The following is a 15,866-nucleotide window of genomic DNA, read 5'->3' as shown; positions in this document are numbered from 1 at the left end:
ACGACTCAGGTTGTGCCCGTGCGGACTCAGGCGATCTTGAACCGCGACACGGAGTTACGGAGCTCTTCGGTCAGTGCCGTCAGCTGGCGCACCGAGGTGGCGGTGTGGCGGGTACCGGCCGTGGTCTGCGCGGTCACGTGGAGAATGCCTTCGATATGGCGTGCCACGTTGGTGGCCAGATCGGCCTCGTGCGACGTGGTCTGCGAGATCTGTTCGATCAGCTCGGCAAGCTGGCGCGACACACGGCCGATCTCGACCAGGGCGGCGCCGGCGTTATCGGACAGGCGCGCGCCCTCGACCACCCCCTGCGTGCTGCGCTCCATGGCGTGCACCGCGTCCTGGGTATCGGTCTGAATCGTACGGATCAGCGCACCGATCTGCTTGGTTGCCTCGCCGGAGCGTTCCGCGAGGCGCTGCACTTCTTCCGCCACCACCGAGAAGCCGCGTCCGGCCTCGCCCGCGGATGCGGCCTGGATGGCGGCGTTCAGTGCCAGCACGTTGGTCTGTTCGGTAATGTCCGAGATCAGCTCGACGATTTCACCGATCTCCTGCGACGACTCGCCCAGCCGCTTGATCCGCTTGGAAGTCTCCTGGATCTGCTCGCGGATATCGTTCATGCCGGCGATGGCGTTCTGCACGGCGTGCTGGCCCTGTTCGGCCGCGGACAGCGAGGCGCGCGCCACGTTGGCCGACTCGGCCGCGCCGCGCGACACCTGCGTGATGCGGTCCGCCATCTCCACCACCGACTCGCCGGTCTGGCGGATCTGGCGCGACTGTTCTTCGGTGGTCGCCGCGAGCTGCACCGAGGTTTCCTGCACCTGGCTCGACGCGTGCTGCACTTCCCCCGCGGTCTGCTGCACGCGGCCCACCAGTTCGCGCAGTTCTTCCACCGTGTAGTTGACCGAGTCGGCAATCGCGCCGGTAATGTCCTCGGTCACGGTGGCCTGACGCGTCAGGTCACCATCGGCGATGTCCTGCAGTTCGTTCATCAGCTGCAGAATGGCCTTCTGGGTGGCGTCGTTGTTGCGCTTTTCCTCCATCCGTCGTGCTTCCGCCTCGCGTTCGCGCGCCTCGGCTTCCAGCGCGCGCGCGCGCGAGTCGCGCAGGTACAGCGCGGCCAGGCCGGCCAGGAACAGCAGCGTGGCGAGCGCCGACACGATGGTCGCGCCGAGCGTCCACGGGCGGTACCGCGCCGATTCGGCGTACGCGGTCTGAAGCGTGCCGAGCTCGGCGCGCAGGCCTTCGTTGTCGTTGAAGATCTGCTGCTGGGCGCGCTTGGCGGCGATCAGGCCCGGCAGGTTCTGCAGAATCGTCTGCGTGGTCTTCTGCACGGCCTCGAAGCGCTGCGACAGCTGCTGCAGGTACGTGCGGGTCTCGGCATCGGACGCGGCGGACAGGCGCAGCGCTTCCGAGCCGTTCATCAGGCCGTCCAGGGTTTCGCGGAAGGTGTTGGTGTCCTTGCCCAGCAGGAACGCCGTTTCCGGGTTGACGCCTTCACCGGAGAGGAACTCGTTGAGGTTCTTGCCCAGGCGCTGCGTCAGCATCACCAGCTGCGCGGACGCGGCCACCTCACGCGCGTTGGAACCGGCCTGCAGCTTGATGGCCGCCACCTGTTCCGCGGATTCGAGCAGTTCGGGGTTCGAGGCGTTGAAGATCTGCAGCGTCTGGCCGATCTGCGTCAGGATCGGCTGCTGGGCCAGCACGTCGCCGGCGCTTTTCTCGGAACGCTTCCAGGTATCGATGGCGCGCTCCAGCAGCGGTTGCGCGGCACCGGAGGTGGCCCGCACGTGGCGCTCGTCGCTGCCCTGCTGCAGCGCCTGCAGGTCCGCCGCAAGTTCTTCCTTGGACTGCCTGAGCTGCTTGAAGGCCTCGGCATTGCCGAGCAGCGCCACCGGCACCGCCTTGCCCAGGCGCTGCGAGTGCATCAGCATGTTACCGGCGATTTCGATCTGCGCCGCGCCGTTGGAGGCCTGGCGGTTATCGAGATAGACCGACGCCAGCAGGGCCAGCAGCGACACCACCACGCCCACCGTGAGCGTACGCTGCCGGGACGCGAACGGCATGCGCGTGAGCCACGACGAGAGCTGCTCGACCGGCGTGCGGCCCAGCCCGCTCTTGCCCGCGCCCTGGCGGCCCGCAAACGGCGCGCCCGGCGCAGCGGCCTCGCCGGCGGCACTGGCCGCGGCCGTCCGGCGTCCCAGGCTGATCTTCTTGATACCCATAGCGACCCTCTTGTGCGATTTATCTGACCTGTTATCGAATCTGGTACTGCCTGGTGCTGCGCCGGCGCGCTCCCCGCGCCGTTCGCCGCGCGGCGGGGCAATGCCCTGCGCGCGACGTCAAGGTGTTCCGAAGCGAACTCAGCTGGCTGCGCGTCCCGCCTGCAGGAAGGCCGGCGCTTCCAGCAACTGGCGGATGTCGAGCACCTGCCAGTCGCGCCCGTCGCGGTCGGCGTAGCTCGCGCCCTCCCAGACCGCCTCGCCGGGCGGTACCTCGCCGTGCGGCAGGCTCAGGTCGCCCGCATGGCGCAACCCGACCACGCGCGTGGCGATGATGCCGCAGGCGCGCTCCACGTTGCGCGACAGCACCACGATCTTGCTGCCGGCCTGCAACGGCGTGGGGGCCTCACCGCAGAACATGCTGAAGTCGATCACGCCGAGCAGGTTGCCGCGCGCGTTGATCAGACCGCGATACCACGGCTGCGTGAGCGGCACGCCGGCGGGCGCGCGCATCTCGAGCACCTCGCCGGTCTCCGGCAGCGGCAGCAGCCAGTGGCGCTGGCCGATCTGCACGCCGAGGTAGCTGTCCACCGCAGGCAGGCTGCGCGCCTCGCGCAGGCGTCTGGCCAGCATGGCCTGATAGTCCTGCAGCCGGGTCTGGCGGGCACGTAGGTCTTGGCGCGGCGCGTTCATGGGCGGATACCGGTAAGGGATGGGCGGCGGCGTGGGTGCCGCCGTCCGATGACGAATCAACGCAATGCCGGGGGCAAGCCCGGCCCCTGCTGGCCGCCGCTCAGTGCGACAGCGCGGCGATCTTCGACAGCAGCTCCTCGCTGTCGACGGGCTTCACGATGTAGTCCGTGGCGCCCTGGCGCATGCCCCAGATCCGATCGGTGTCCAGGCCCTTGCTGGTGCACATGATCACGGGGATGTCCTTGAAACGGTCGTCGCGCTTGATCGCGCGGGTGGTCTGGTAGCCGTTCTGGCCAGGCATGACCACGTCCATCAGGATCAGGTCGAAGGGTTCCGCCTCGAGCCGGGCCATGGCCTGATCGCTGTTGCCAGCCACGGAAACCTTGAAGCCCTTCTTGCCGAGCAGGTCGGACATGAACAGGGCTTCGGTGGGCGAATCGTCGACGATGAGAATTTTGCTGATGGTCATTTGTATCAATCCTAGGAATGCAGTGACGGCCCGCTGTCAGGCCGCCACGGCCGCGCCCTCCTCCTGGACGCCGCCCCGCAGGCAGGCCTCGACGACCTGCAGCAGGGCTTCGCGGGTAAAGGGCTTGGCGAGATGGTCTTGCGCGCCGACCAGCCGGCCGCGCGAACGGTCGAACACGCCGTCGCGGGAGGACAGCATGATTACCGGTATCGCATGGAAGCGTGGGCTTTTCTTGATGAGCGAGCAGGTCTGATAGCCGTCGAGACGCGGCATCAGGATGTCGCAGAAGATGAGGTCGGGATGCATGTCCCCGATCTTGGCGAGCGCCTCGAAGCCATCCTCCGCGAGCATGACCTGGCACCCTGCCTGCGACAGGAAAATTTCCGCCGTGCGGCGGATGGTGCTGGAATCGTCGATGACGAGCACCTTGTGGTGCGAATCCGCGTGGGCACCCGACCGGATACCCGATTGGTTATCCAATGGGTTACCCGACTGGACACCGGCGTGGATACCCACGTTGGTACCCGCAACCGTACCGCCCACGGCACCGTTGTTGACCCGACCGTTTTCTTCTGTTTGAGCGACCCGCATGTTGTTCCCGCGACCAGCTGCCTGCCGAAGCAGACGCCGGTATTCACTTGAGAACACCCGCACGACGCGATGGCCTGATGGCTTCGCGGCGGCGGCCCCCGATTCATCTGATTCCCAGTCAAAAAAAGCCGGCCGACCAGCCGGGTACTGCATGGCGTTGTTTGTGGCTTGCGTTATGGCGCGCGTTGCCGCGCGCTGGCAGCGTCGCAGACAAGCATTACACCGTCCCTGACCTGCCATGCGGCCGGGACACTAGCTCTGTTTTGCCGCAGAGTGTGACTTCTCGACGTTGGGCCGTCAATCCGGATGCGCCGGCGCGGCCCGCCGATCTGTCGCTTTGGCGCTACGGCACGCCAGTTGCGGGACCGCGGGGTCCCGCCAGCCGATCGCGTCAGAGCGCGACCATTTCAAAATCTTCCTTGCGCGCGCCGCATTCGGGACAGGTCCAGTTGATGGGAACGTCCTCCCAGCGGGTTCCCGGCGCGATGCCGTCTTCGGGGGCGCCGGTGGCCTCGTCATAGATCCAGCCGCAGATCAGGCACATCCAGGTCTTGTATTCCATATTCAGGCTTCTGCCACTCTCCATTAAAATTCAGCGCATGATGGTACCCGAATCGGCACGGGCGGCGCCAGCGGCGCAGCCCGTGCTTGGCGCCATTTCCTTTGCGTTCACGCCTGTTGGCGGGCAGTTGTCCGTCGTTACAAGCGGGATCGCCCTATTTTTCCCACACATTGCCATTGTGCGAAGATCGCCCGGCAATGCTCGCCATGACCGGATATCCAGCAATGTCCCGTAACCAGCAGCTCTTCGACCGCGCCCAGCAAACCATCCCCGGCGGCGTCAACTCGCCCGTCCGCGCCTTCCGCTCGGTGGGCGGCACGCCGCGCTTCATCACGCGCGCCGAGGGCGCCTGGCTGTGGGATGCCGATGGCCAGCGCTATATCGACTACATCGGCTCGTGGGGGCCGATGATCCTGGGCCACGCCCATCCCGAGGTGGTGCGCGCGGTGCAGCAGACCGCGGCCCAGAGCTTCTCGTTTGGCGCGCCCACCGAGGCCGAGATCGAGATGGCCGAGGAGATCTGCAAGCTGGTGCCGTCGATCGAGCAGGTGCGGCTGGTGTCCTCGGGCACCGAGGCCACCATGAGCGCGCTGCGCCTGGCGCGCGGCTTCACCGGGCGCGACCTGATCATCAAGTTCGAAGGCTGCTACCACGGCCATGCCGACAGCCTGCTGGTCAAGGCCGGCTCCGGCCTGCTGACCTTTGCCGATACCACCCAGAACGCCCCGTCGTCGGCCGGCGTGCCGACCGATGTGGCGCGCCATACGATGGTGCTGGCGTACAACGACGTGGCGCAGCTGGAGCAGGCGTTCGCGCGCCATGCCGGCGAGATCGCCGCGGTCATCGTGGAACCCGTGGCCGGCAACATGAACCTGGTGCGCGCCAGCGACGCCTTCCTGCGTGCCATGCGCAATCTGTGCAGCCAGCACGGCACCGTGCTGATCTTCGACGAGGTCATGACCGGGTTCCGGGTCGCACTGGGCGGCGCGCAGGCGCATTACGGCATCGTCCCGGACATGACCTGCCTGGGCAAGGTGATCGGCGGCGGCATGCCGGCCGCGGCCTTTGGCGGCCGGCGCGACATCATGTCCAGGCTGGCCCCGCTCGGCGCGGTGTACCAGGCCGGCACACTGTCCGGCAACCCGCTCGCCGTGGCCGCCGGCCTGACCACGCTCAAGCTGATCCAGGCGCCCGGCTTCCATGACCGCCTGGCCGCGCAGACGCGCAAGCTGACCGACGGCCTGACCGCCGCCGCGCGCGCGGCCAACGTGCCGTTCGCGGCCGACGCGGTGGGCGGCATGTTCGGGCTCTACTTCCGCAATGCGGTGCCCGCGAGCTTTGCCGAGGTGACCGACGCCGACGTCGGCCGCTTCAACCGCTTCTTCCACGCCATGCTCAACGAAGGCGTCTACCTGGCGCCCTCGGCGTTCGAGGCAGGGTTCGTCTCGGCGCAGCACGACGACGCCATCATCGAGGCGACGGTGGCGGCGGCGCGCAAGGCCTTCGCGGCGGGTTGATCCGGCGCGGGGAGTGCCGCATCGGCGTGCGCTACACTTGGGATCTGCCAACCCGGCTGTCTCAGGAGTCGTCGATGCGTGCTTTCCTGCCTTCGCCTTCCCCGTCATCCCTGCCATCCCCGCCATCCCGGTGGTCCCGATTCACGTCGTGCGCGCGTCCGGCGGCGGCATTGTGCCGCTGGCTCGCGCTGGCCTGCCTTGCGAGCCTGCTTTCCGCGTGCGGCTACAACGACTTCCAGGCGCGCGACGAAGCGGTCAAGGCATCGTGGGCTGAAGTCGTCAACCAGTACCAGCGGCGCGCGGACCTGATCCCGAACCTCGTCAATACCGTCAAGGGCTACGCCAGCCATGAGCGCGAGACCCTGGAGGCGGTGACCAAGGCGCGCGCGGCGGCCACCAGTATCCAGGTCACGCCGGAGACGCTGAACGATCCGGAAGCCTTTGCGCGCTTCCAGCAGGCGCAGGGGCAGCTGACCAGCGCGCTGTCGCGGCTGCTTGCGGTGTCCGAGAACTATCCGCAACTGAAGGCCGATGCCGCGTTCCGCGACCTCCAGTCGCAACTGGAAGGGACCGAAAACCGCATCACGGTGGCGCGCCAGCGCTATATCGCCGCGGTGCAGTCGTATAACGTGCTGGCGCGCAGCTTCCCGACCAACCTGACCGCGATGGTGTTCCGCTACCAGGTCAAGCCGTCCTTCACCGTGGAGAACGAGAAGGCAATCTCCACGCCGCCCACCGTCAAGTTCTGACCGATCATGTCCGCCCGGTTGCAGCCTCTCCTGCGCGCGGCGTTGCTGGGCTTGCTGTGGTGCCTGATGGCCGCGCCGGCGGGTGCCGCCCGGACCGGCGCCGGCGTCGCGGACGGCTTGGTCGCGGTACCGCCGCTGAGCCAGCGCGTGACCGACCTCACCGGCACGCTGACCCCCGACCAGCGCGGCGCGCTGGAGAACGTGCTGGCGGAATACGAGCAGCAGCGCGGCAGCCAGATCTTCGTGCTGATGGTGCCGACCACCGCGCCCGAAACCATCGACGCATACAGCATTCGCGTGGCCGATGCCTGGCGCGCGGGACGCCAGGGCATCGACGACGGCGTGATCGTGCTGATCGCCAAAAACAATCCGTCGGATTTGCGCCGCATGCGGCTTGAGGTAGGCCGCGGCGTGCAGGGCTCGCTGACCGACGCGATGTCGCGGCGTATCCTGCAGGACGTAATGGCGCCGCATTTCCGCCAGAACGATTTCTACGGCGGCCTGGCCGCAGGCATCTCCGCCATCCAGCAGACCATCGACAAGGAGGGCCTGGCCGGGCCCGAGGCACGGCAGCGCAAGCCGGTGTCGGGCTGGCAGCAATGGCTGCCGGTGCTGTTTCCGCTGGCGATCATCCTGTTCTTCTTTATCGGCGCCGCCAGCCGCCGCGGACGTGGGCCGCAGATCGTGACCGGCCGGCGCGGCTGGCCGGCCACCACGGCCGGCGGGCTGGGCGGCATGAGCGGCTACGAGATCGGCCGGCACTGGGGTGGCGGCTTTGGCGGTGGCGGCTTGGGTGGTGGGGGCGGCGGCGGCTTTGGCGGCGGTGGCGGCGGCACTTTCGACGGTGGCGGCGCGTCGGGCAATTGGTGACGGAGACACGCCCATGCCATCCCTCAAGCGCGCGCTGCGCCATCTCTGTGCCCCGCCGCTCTCGGCCCGCAGGATTTTTCCGCCCGAGGCCCGGCATCAGTTGCAGGTCGCCGTGCATGCCGGCGAACAGCATCATCGCGGCGAGGTCCGCGTGGCCATCGAGACCGCCATGCCGGTCGGCCATGCCTGGGCCGGAGTCACGCCGCGCGAGCGGGCGCGGACGCTCTTCGGCGCGCTCGAAGTGTGGAACACCGAGGACCACTCGGGCGTGCTGCTCTATATCAACCTGGCCGACCACGCGGTCGAACTGCTGGCGGACCGCGGCATCGACGCGCGCGTGCGGCCGGAGGCCTGGCGCGAGATCTGCAACGAACTGACGCATGGGCTGGCGCATGACCTGTCGGTCCGGCCCGTGCTCCACGCCGTGGCGCGCATCCATGCCCTGCTGGTCGCGCACTACCCGGCCGGCGACGGCCACAATCCGAACGAGCTCGACGACCGCCCTATCGTGCTGTAGGCGCGGCGCGGCGCCCCATCAGGTACCACGCCGACGCCAGCACCTGCAGCACCACCAGGCCGGCCCATACCGCCAGATGCGCACGCGCGGGATAACGTCCGCCGCTGGCCGGCCAGAAGTCGAGAACGACGCCGATGCCGACCTGGAACGCAAACGTGGCGAGGAACACCGTCAGCGTCAGCGCCGTGGTGGCCCGGCCGATCAGCGCATCGGGAAAGCGGCGCGCGAGCAGCGCGTAGGTCAGGATGCCGCTCGACCCGAACACGCCATACGCAGCCCACAGGAGCGGCAGCGGCAGCGGCGCGCCGGCCATCAGCAGCACCTGGACGCCGATAAACCCCATCATGCCGAAACCGGCAAAGGCACGCAGGCTGATGCCGAGGCGCTCGAGGTGGCGCGCGGCCCAGCCCGCCCCGACGCAGCCGGCCATCATCGCAAAGCCGATCACCGAGACATGGCGCGCGCTGTCCGCCGGCGCCAGCCCCTGCACGTCGCGCATGAACGCGCTCACCCACAACGACTGCACCGCCAGAAAGACGCCCTGGTTGAGCAGCGTCAGCGGCGCCACCCGCCAGAACCGTTCGCTGCCAAGAATCTCGCGCGTGCCGCGCAGCTGCTGCGCCAGACTCTCGCGGCTGACACGCGGCAGGTCGGGCGCGCCAAACCACAGCAGCATGGCCATGACCAGCGAGACCAGCGCCATGCCGGCACTGACGGTACGCCAGTCGGTCCAGGTCAGCAGCCAGGCCAGCGGCGTGCCCACCGCCACGGCGCCGAGCCCGCCAATCGCCATCACCACGCCGTTGAGCAGCGGCATGCGGGAGAGCGGAAACCACATCGACAGCGCCTGGATGGCGGCGCCGAGGCAGACCGACACCCCCACCCCGATCAGCAGGCGGCCGGCGGCCAGGCCCACCATGCCCGGCGCGGCGGCAAACACGGCGGACCCCGCCACCGTCAGCAACAGCAGTGCCGCTTCGGTGCGGCGCGGGCCAAAGCGGTCGAGCAGCAGGCCCGCCGGCAACTGGGCCAAGGCAAAGCCGAGAAAGTAGAAGCTGGTCAGCAGGCCGAGGTCGGCGGCGCTCAGCCCGAGCTCGTCGACCAGATGCGGGGCAAAGCCGAGATTGACGCCGCGGAACACATAGGAAACCAGGTAGCCGAGCGAGAACACCGCGAGCACCCGCCAGCGCGCGGGCGATGTGTGCGGCGTGTGCGGCGTGTCAGACGTGCCGGACGTGCCGGACGTGGGGGAATTCATCGGGGCGGCGGCAGCCTGGGCGTCGGCGTCGGGACGGGAAGCAGTGGTAGTGACCATGCCTCGCATTGTCCCGACCGTACGATGGCAACGCCAATGAAAGATACCTGCGCCCATTGTGAGTAGAATTTGACGGCCATGACCTCCCGCCCGCCTCACCTGCCCCCGCTCCAGGCGCTACGCGCACTGGAGGCGGCCACGCGTCACCGCAGCTTTACGCGCGCGGCGGAGGAGCTTGCGCTTACCCACAGCGCCATCAGCCACCATATCCGGGGACTTGAGGACAAGCTTGGCACCAAGCTGTTCCAGCGCACCGGCAGCACCATGACGCCGACCAGCGTCGGCGCGCGCCTGGCCGAGCAGGTGCGTGCCGCGCTGGACGGACTCGAAACCGCCCTGCGCGAGGCCAGCGACACCGGCCAGCCGCGCGATGGCGCCGGCGCGCCGGCGGTCCGTCTGCAGGTCAGCGTGATGGCGGACCTGGCCAACGCCTGGCTGATCCGCCGGCTGCCGAGCCTGCATGCGCTGGCGCCGGAACTCGACCTCCACCTGCGCCTGCATGCCGAGATCACGCCGCCGGACCCGTATTCGGTGGACGTCGGCATCTGGCACCAGCGCGTGGAACTGCCCGGCTTTGCCTGCCACAACCTGATCGAGGACCACGTCATCGCGGTCGCCAGTCCAGGCCTGCTGGCGCAATATCCCGGCTTTACGCTGGCCGACCTGCCGCGCCTGCCGATGCTGCGCTTTGCGCTACGGCCCTGGCGCGACTGGCTGCTGCTGGCCGGCCTGCCGCCCGAGGAACCCGAGCGCGGGCCGATTTTCCAGGACGCCGGCCTCATGCTGCAGTCCGCGGTGGCCGGACTTGGCGTGGCCACGGCGCGCGCGCAACTGGCGCACGACTACCTGGTCAGTGGCCAGCTCGTGCAGGTAGGCAGCACGCGCATTCCGTCGAGCCTGCACTACTGGGTCACGTGGCGCGAAGGCAATCCCCGCGAGCGCGCGATCCTGCGCTTCCACGCATGGCTGCGCGAGCAGGTCGCGGCCTCGTCGCTGGCACCCGCGTCGTCACACGCGTGAAACAGCGCACGGGCCGCGCGGTCTGCCAAGGTCCGCGACGGTCTGTCAAATAGCGTTATCGCCGCTTCATGTTTTTTACAGGATGACGCCCTCCGGCCCCGAGGTTTCATCTTTGCAACCTTTCCGGCGCGCGCCCGATTATCCCGACCGTGAGCGCCTACATACGTCATCTGGGCGATGGCTGCGTGACGCACGCGAGCCATCCCGGCCGCGCCTCGGCCGAACGGATGAGGCGCGGCTCGTCTGTCGCGTCACCCCCGGCTCCCCGCAACGCCCCCACGCGTCCCTGCGCCGACATGCGGACTGCCGAGCGCCTCGTGCGGTTGTCCGTGCAGAACGGATGAGTCCCCTCCACGGTGGCCTTTCAGGCGCTTCAAAATTGATACGTTTTTGACCACCTGGCCTGACTTGGGGCCAACCCGCCCGTAAGAACTGCACGCAGCACTTTGCCCATCGTTGGGTGTGGCGATTGGCGCATATTTGCCGAAAAATCCCGCATACAGCCGGCTGAAAGTGCCGGATACGGCCAGTAACCAATCAGAAACAATTAGTTACACAGTCTCTAAAACGACGCACTGGCGATGCGCCACCTCCATATAAATCAAACACTTAGCCTGAATGGCACGTTCGTCGCTCCATGTCCCGCAACCACGGCGAGCGACGGAGATGCCGCAACAGACGGCATCCCAGGCTCGCGACGCACAACAGTGGGACGGGAACGGGCGACACGGCAGCAGGACCTGCGGTGGGACCCGGGGGGAGGAAAACCGGACGGCAAGCTGCAGTGCTGCCCGGAGGCGGAACCGGCAGCGGTGACGTCGCAGAGCTTTGCAGCACTTTCAGGGCGTGGGTCGATTCCTGGAGCAGGTTCGAATCGGTCCACGGCGCTCGCATCGCGTGGCATGCCGGGAGCGGCCATGTCGCGGGCGACGGATCCGGTGTCGGTCACGGCCGCTGCCGGGCTGCCTGAGCAAGGTGGGATCGGCATGTCGTCGCGCCAGCGAACGCATCCCGGTTTGGCCTGGCCGGTACCCCCGGTCAAACCTTGTGCCCGTGCTCCAGCGGGCGCTTTTTTCCCTCAACCATGACGTGAAGGAGAAGGACATGAGCACCATGTTCCAAGGCATCAAGCGTTTTGCACGCGAAGAAGACGGCGCGGCCGGCATCGAATACGCGCTGCTGCTCGCGTTCGTGGCCCTGTGCCTGGTGGCAGCGGGCCCGGCCATCAAGACCGCCGTGACGAAGATCTGGACCAACATCCAGACCGCCCTCACCTCGGCCGCGGGCTGAGCCGGCAGCGTGCCGCGCGGCCCGGGAAAAGGCGTACCTCTTTCCGGGCCCCGCGTCGCGCACCGCATGGCAGGCCTTCCCTGCATCGCTGCGTAAAAGGAAACATCATGCTCGCCACCCCTGGCACTTTCGGTACGTTCGACGTGCTGACCGCCGGCCTGCTGCTCGCCCTCGTGGGCACGGCCGCCGTGCATGACCTGCGCAGTCACCGGATTCCCAACCGGCTCGTCGCCACCGGTGCCATCGCGGCGTGGCTGCTGCAGATGGCACTGCACGGCGCCGGTAACGGGACGTGGCTCTGGGCCACCGGCCTCGCCGCCGGCCTCGCGCCATTCGTCCTGCTCTACGTGGCCGGCGCGGTCGGCGCCGGCGACGCCAAGCTGATGGGCTGCGTGGGCGCATGCGCCGGCGCCGCCCGCGTGCCGGAACTGTTGCTGGCCACGCTGCTGTGCGGTGGCGCGCTGGCGATCGGCACGATGTTCGTGCGCCGTCGCGTGCGCCACACGTTCTCGGCCATGCTCGGCGCACTGCTGTGGCTGCCGTTCGGCATGGCGGGCGCCCACGGCAACACGCACGCCGCCAACACGCACGCCACCAATACGAAGGCCGCGCAGAGCGCCGATGTGCAGGCCACCGACGTGCACCCCGACGCCGCCACGCGCGGCCAGGGCCGCGCCAGCGCAGACTCCGGCGGCCCCGGCGGGGCGACCCGACTCAGGACGACGATGCGCCTGCCCTATGCGGTGGCGATCGGCGGCGGTGTATTGCTGGTGATGACGGGCGTGGTCTGACGCCAGGCGACGGTCCGCAGAAAACGAAGCAGACGCAGACGCAGAAGCGGACGCAGACGCGGACGCAGACGCAGGCAAGAACGAGGCAGGAACGGGAGAAGCATCATGGCAAGGTCGAACAAGAGTACCCATCGAAGCAACGGTGGAAACAACGGGGCAAACGGCGCGGCCAACGGCGGGGCAGACGGCGGGGCAAACGGCGGGCGGACCGGCCGCACCGGCAAGCGTCACGGCACCACCGCCGCCGTCACCACGCCAGCGCGCCGCTGCCACTCGCGCCAGTACAACCGCAAGCCGCTCGGCGATCCACCGGCGCAAGCCGCCCGCACCACGCGCCAGCACGTGCGCTGGGCTTTCCACTAGCGCCCGGCACCCCCAGACGACTCACCGCAGGACAGTGGCGCTCCAGGCTGAACCCTGGAGCCGCCCGGGGCGCGTGCGCGCCATCGATTCACACAGGAGGACCATCAAATGAGAAACGTACGCACCCTGCTGATGCTGCTGGTCGCGGCTCTCGCGGGCCTCGCCGCGGTTGTGCTGGCGTCCCGCTGGATGGTCCAGCAAAGCGCCGACAGCACCGTCAAGGTGGCGGTGGCCACCGCCGACATCAATCTCGGCCAGCGCCTCGCGCCCGAGTTCGCCAGGCTGGTCGAATGGCCGCGCGAGAGCCTGCCGCCGGGCGCGATGACCGACCTCAAGTCGATCGATGGCCGCGTGACCAAGGCCAGCGTGATGCGGGGCGAGCCGATCCTCGAAGCCAAGCTCACGCCGGCCGGCACCAAGGGCGGCCTCTCCGCGGTGATCGCCGAAGGCAAGCGCGCCATCACCGTACGCGTCAACGACGTGGTGGGCGTAGCCGGCTTCGCACTGCCGGGCAGCTTCGTCGACATCATCGTCAACACGCAGAAGGACGCCGCCCGGACCGATGCAGGCCAGCCCGAGCAGTCGATTTCCAAGATCGTGCTCGAGAAGATCCTGGTGCTCGCCGTGGCCCAGGAAGTGAATCGCGACGAGACCAAGCCGAAGGTCGTCAACGCCGTGACGCTCGAGGTCTCGCCCGAAGAGGCCGAGAAGCTCGACCTCGCGCGCAGTGTCGGCTCGCTCTCGCTGGTCCTGCGCAACCAGATCGATCCGCGCCCGGTGGATACCGCCGGCGCCACCAAGCGCAGCCTGCTCAACGAGCCCGTGTTGCAGGCCACCGCGCCCGCGGCGCCGCTCGCCCGGGCCGTGCAGATCGTACGCATGGTCACCGAGAAGAAGCACGGCAACTGCATCGGGGTGATCAGCGGCATGCAACAAGACAAGGAGTGCTTCTAGGCACCGAGGCCAACCAACCGGGGGAATCACATGAAAGCCAGCCATACCCACACAGGTCGCCCGCGTGTCCGCCGCGTCCTGCGCACCACCACCCTCGCGAGCCTCGCGTTCGCGAGCGTCTGGCTCGCGAGCGAGCAGGTCCAGGCCACCGAAGCAGCCGCCGCCGGCGTGGCGCAGCCCACGCGCATTGCCGCCAACGGCCCGATCCAGCTGACCATCGGCGCGGCCGCCGTGCCGCAGCACAGCGCCGACACCGCCGCCAGCCGCGGCCCCAATTGCGCCGGCGCCGCCGCCGAGCCCGAACAGGTCACCGTGCCGGTGGGCAAGTCGCGCATGCTGACGCTGCCCGAACCGGCGCGTACGCGCACGCTCGGCAATCCGAGCGTGGTGCAGGCGATGCTGGTCTCGCCGCAGACGCTCTATCTGCTGGGCCTCGACGTCGGCACCACCAACATGATCGTGCAGGGCAAGAGCGGCCGCTGTACCGTGATCGACGTCACCGTGGGCGCCGACCCCGCCGGCCTGCAGGCGGCGCTGCACTCGCTGATTCCCGACGCCAGCCGCGTGCGGGTCTCGGCCGCGGCGGACAGCCTGGTGCTGAGCGGCAACGTGCCCGATGCCACGGTTGCGCAGATGGCGATGGATATCGCCAACGCGTTCGTCATGCGTCAAACGCGCAGTCCGCTGCAGGCGCCGGCGCAAGCCATCGGCCAGCCCGCGCCGGCCAACGGCAGCGCCATGCCGATGGGCGGCACGATGATGCCGGTGTCGATGAACGCCGGCCTCGCCAACAGCGGCATGCCGGTGCGCAATCCGCGCGTGATCAACATGATGACGGTCGATGCGCCGCAACAGGTCATGCTCGAGGTCAAGGTCGCGGAGGTCTCCAAGACGCTGATCGACCAGCTCGGTGCGGCGGCCAACCTCAATGGCGCGTTCGGCAGCTGGTCGTTCGGTCTGCTCGCCAACTTCCTCTCGGGCGGCGCCGCGGCCCTCACCGGCGTCAAGAACAACAACCTGCCGTTTGCGTTCCAGATCGACGCGCAGAAGGGCGACAGCCTGGTCAAGATCCTGGCCGAGCCCAACCTGATGGCGATCAGCGGGCAGGAGGCCAGCTTCCTCGCCGGCGGCAAGGTGTTTATCCCGGTGCCGCAGTCGAGCTTTGGCGGCGTGACCACCATCGTGCTGCAGGAAGAGACCTTCGGCGTCGGCCTGCGCTTTACGCCGACCGTGCTGGCCAACGGCCGCATCAATCTCAAGGTCGCGCCCGAGGTGTCCGAGCTGTCGCCGACCGGCGTGGCGCTGACCGCGCCCAACCTGTCGGGCTCGACCATCCTGCCGCTGATCAATACGCGCCGCGCCTCCACCACGCTGCAGGTGATGGATGGCCAGAGCTTCGCCATCGGCGGCCTGATCAAGAGCAACGTCACCGGCAGCCTCAAGGCCCTGCCCGGCGCCGGCGAACTGCCGATCCTCGGCAACCTGTTCCGCAGCACCAACTTCCAGCAGGACCGCAGCGAACTGCTGTTCGTGGTGACGCCGCGCCTGGTCAAGCCGCTGCCGCCGAACTATCCGATGCCGACCGACTCGTTCGGCCCGTCCACGCCCGGCGAGGTCTATCTCAACGGCAACATGGAAGGCCATCCGCGCCGCGACGCCATGACGCCCGCGCTGCCGGCCCCGCAACCGGCGCTCGCGCCAGCCATGCCGACCGTGCCGACCGCTCCGGGCGCGCCGCTCGCGCCGACCACCCAGGTAACGCCGGTGCCCACGGTGGGCATCGTGCGTGGCGTGCCGCTGCCGCCGATGCCCACGGAGGTTCCGGCCCAGCCCGCCTTGCCGGCACCGCAGGCGCCGGCCAGCGGCGGCTTCGTCCCCACCGCCGCGCTGCCGCCCACGGCGCCGCCGGTGGCGCTCGCGGCCACCAGCACGCAATGAACGCCGCC

The 15,866-nt window shown here is 68.6% G+C and carries 16 protein-coding genes; 10 read left to right on the top strand and 6 right to left on the bottom strand.

The annotated features are described in order from the left end of the window. Window positions 1–26: 26 nt before the first annotated feature. The 5 genes from DFLDMN_RS18335 to DFLDMN_RS18315 form a co-directional block, all read right to left on the bottom strand. Window positions 27–2,222 carry a methyl-accepting chemotaxis protein gene (locus tag DFLDMN_RS18335; protein WP_423196286.1) on the bottom strand — a complete coding sequence of 732 codons (2,196 nt, stop codon included), beginning with the start codon at window positions 2,220–2,222 and terminating at the stop codon, window positions 27–29. 138 nt (window positions 2,223–2,360) lie between these two features. Beyond that, on the bottom strand, window positions 2,361–2,912 hold the full coding sequence (locus tag DFLDMN_RS18330) for a chemotaxis protein CheW (RefSeq protein WP_423196285.1): 552 nt from the start codon (window positions 2,910–2,912) through the stop codon (window positions 2,361–2,363). Between the two features lie 100 nt (window positions 2,913–3,012). After that, window positions 3,013–3,381: a response regulator gene (locus tag DFLDMN_RS18325; RefSeq protein ID WP_423196284.1), complete on the bottom strand. Its 369-nt coding sequence runs from the start codon at window positions 3,379–3,381 to the stop codon at window positions 3,013–3,015. A 36-nt stretch (window positions 3,382–3,417) separates the two neighbouring features. After that, on the bottom strand, window positions 3,418–3,972 hold the full coding sequence (locus DFLDMN_RS18320; protein ID WP_423198468.1) for a response regulator: 555 nt from the start codon (window positions 3,970–3,972) through the stop codon (window positions 3,418–3,420). Between the two features lie 391 nt (window positions 3,973–4,363). Continuing rightward, window positions 4,364–4,534 carry a rubredoxin gene (locus DFLDMN_RS18315; protein WP_423196283.1) on the bottom strand — a complete coding sequence of 57 codons (171 nt, stop codon included), beginning with the start codon at window positions 4,532–4,534 and terminating at the stop codon, window positions 4,364–4,366. Between the two features lie 224 nt (window positions 4,535–4,758). Here DFLDMN_RS18315 and hemL point away from each other — a divergent pair, with 224 nt between their 5' ends. The 4 genes from hemL to DFLDMN_RS18295 all read left to right on the top strand — a co-directional run bounded on the left by hemL (window position 4,759) and on the right by DFLDMN_RS18295 (window position 8,187). Continuing rightward, complete coding sequence (hemL, locus tag DFLDMN_RS18310) at window positions 4,759–6,051, top strand: glutamate-1-semialdehyde 2,1-aminomutase (protein WP_423196282.1); 1,293 nt, start codon at window positions 4,759–4,761, stop codon at window positions 6,049–6,051. Window positions 6,052–6,125: 74 nt separating this feature from the next. Continuing rightward, window positions 6,126–6,800 (top strand): LemA family protein, encoded by a 675-nt coding sequence (locus DFLDMN_RS18305; protein ID WP_423196281.1) that lies wholly within the window; start codon window positions 6,126–6,128, stop codon window positions 6,798–6,800. Between the two features lie 6 nt (window positions 6,801–6,806). Beyond that, window positions 6,807–7,670 (top strand): TPM domain-containing protein, encoded by an 864-nt coding sequence (locus DFLDMN_RS18300; RefSeq protein ID WP_423196280.1) that lies wholly within the window; start codon window positions 6,807–6,809, stop codon window positions 7,668–7,670. A 13-nt stretch (window positions 7,671–7,683) separates the two neighbouring features. After that, window positions 7,684–8,187 (top strand): TPM domain-containing protein, encoded by a 504-nt coding sequence (locus DFLDMN_RS18295; RefSeq protein WP_423196279.1) that lies wholly within the window; start codon window positions 7,684–7,686, stop codon window positions 8,185–8,187. Here the strand turns inward: DFLDMN_RS18295 and DFLDMN_RS18290 are convergent. After that, entirely contained in the window at window positions 8,174–9,445 is a 1,272-nt protein-coding gene (locus DFLDMN_RS18290) for an MFS transporter (RefSeq protein WP_423198467.1), read from the bottom strand. The genes DFLDMN_RS18295 and DFLDMN_RS18290 overlap by 14 nt on opposite strands. Before the next feature lie 135 nt (window positions 9,446–9,580). Here DFLDMN_RS18290 and DFLDMN_RS18285 point away from each other — a divergent pair, with 135 nt between their 5' ends. The 6 genes from DFLDMN_RS18285 (at window position 9,581) to DFLDMN_RS18260 (ending at window position 15,858) form a co-directional block, all read left to right on the top strand. Continuing rightward, window positions 9,581–10,522, top strand: coding sequence for a LysR substrate-binding domain-containing protein (locus DFLDMN_RS18285; protein WP_423196278.1), 942 nt, complete (start codon window positions 9,581–9,583; stop codon window positions 10,520–10,522). A 1,104-nt stretch (window positions 10,523–11,626) separates the two neighbouring features. Next, a complete protein-coding gene (locus DFLDMN_RS18280; RefSeq protein WP_423196277.1) occupies window positions 11,627–11,812 on the top strand; it encodes a Flp family type IVb pilin in 186 nt (61 codons plus the stop codon). Between the two features lie 107 nt (window positions 11,813–11,919). Beyond that, on the top strand, window positions 11,920–12,603 hold the full coding sequence (locus DFLDMN_RS18275; RefSeq protein WP_423196276.1) for an A24 family peptidase: 684 nt from the start codon (window positions 11,920–11,922) through the stop codon (window positions 12,601–12,603). Between the two features lie 105 nt (window positions 12,604–12,708). Further along, window positions 12,709–12,966, top strand: coding sequence for a hypothetical protein (locus tag DFLDMN_RS18270; RefSeq protein WP_423196275.1), 258 nt, complete (start codon window positions 12,709–12,711; stop codon window positions 12,964–12,966). A gap of 108 nt (window positions 12,967–13,074) precedes the next feature. Continuing rightward, a complete protein-coding gene (gene cpaB, locus DFLDMN_RS18265) occupies window positions 13,075–13,920 on the top strand; it encodes a Flp pilus assembly protein CpaB (protein WP_423196274.1) in 846 nt (281 codons plus the stop codon). 30 nt (window positions 13,921–13,950) lie between these two features. Further along, entirely contained in the window at window positions 13,951–15,858 is a 1,908-nt protein-coding gene (locus DFLDMN_RS18260) for a type II and III secretion system protein family protein (protein ID WP_423196273.1), read from the top strand. Window positions 15,859–15,866 lie beyond the last annotated feature (8 nt).

Source organism: Cupriavidus sp. H19C3 (genome assembly GCF_049393815.1).
Taxonomy (GTDB): domain Bacteria; phylum Pseudomonadota; class Gammaproteobacteria; order Burkholderiales; family Burkholderiaceae; genus Cupriavidus.
This window is presented reverse-complemented; position numbering and strand designations above follow the sequence as displayed.